The organism is Burkholderia sp. Tr-862, assembly GCF_011753085.1.
In the GTDB taxonomy this organism is placed as follows: domain Bacteria; phylum Pseudomonadota; class Gammaproteobacteria; order Burkholderiales; family Burkholderiaceae; genus Burkholderia; species Burkholderia ambifaria.
The window spans coordinates 1-654 of sequence record NZ_VWWG01000423.1 but is presented as its reverse complement, the minus strand read 5'-3'; the positions used below and the strand labels follow the sequence as shown (position 1 = coordinate 654).

Annotated in this window: 1 protein-coding gene; it reads left to right on the top strand. The window is 64.1% G+C overall.

Annotated features, from left to right (window positions below; translation table 11 throughout):
• A partial coding sequence (locus tag F3J14_RS35280; RefSeq protein ID WP_166726795.1) for a hydrolase occupies positions 1-654 on the top strand: 654 nt, incomplete at both ends.

Below are 654 nucleotides of genomic sequence, written 5' to 3'. Positions count from 1 at the left end.
CTTGAAGTTCTCACCCCCCAGAACAGCCAGCTGATCTTCATCGACCAGCAGCCGCAAATGGCGTTCGGCGTGCAGTCGATCGATCGCCAGGTGCTGAAGAACAACGTCGTGGGCCTGGCGAAGGCCGCAAAGGTATTCAACATCCCGACCACGATCACGACGGTCGAAAGCGATAGCTTCTCGGGGCATACCTATCCCGAGCTGCTCGACGTGTTCCCGAACCAGAAGACGCTCGAACGCACGTCGATGAACTCGTGGGACGACCAGAAGGTGCGCGACGCACTGGCCGCGAACGGCCGCAAGAAGGTGGTCGTGTCGGGCCTGTGGACGGAAGTCTGCAACACGACGTTCGCCCTGTGCGCGATGCTCGAAGGCGACTACGAGATCTACATGGTCGCCGACGCGTCGGGCGGCACGTCGCAGGCCGCGCACGACTTCGCGATGCAGCGCATGGTGCAGGCCGGCGTGGTGCCGGTCACGTGGCAGCAGGTGCTGCTCGAATGGCAACGCGACTGGGCACGCCGCGACAGCTACGACGCGGTGATGGCGATCGCGAAGGAGCATTCGGGCGCGTACGGGATGGGCGTCGACTACGCATACACGATGGTCCACAAGGCGCCGCAACGCACCGCGACGCCGCACGAGTCGATTCCG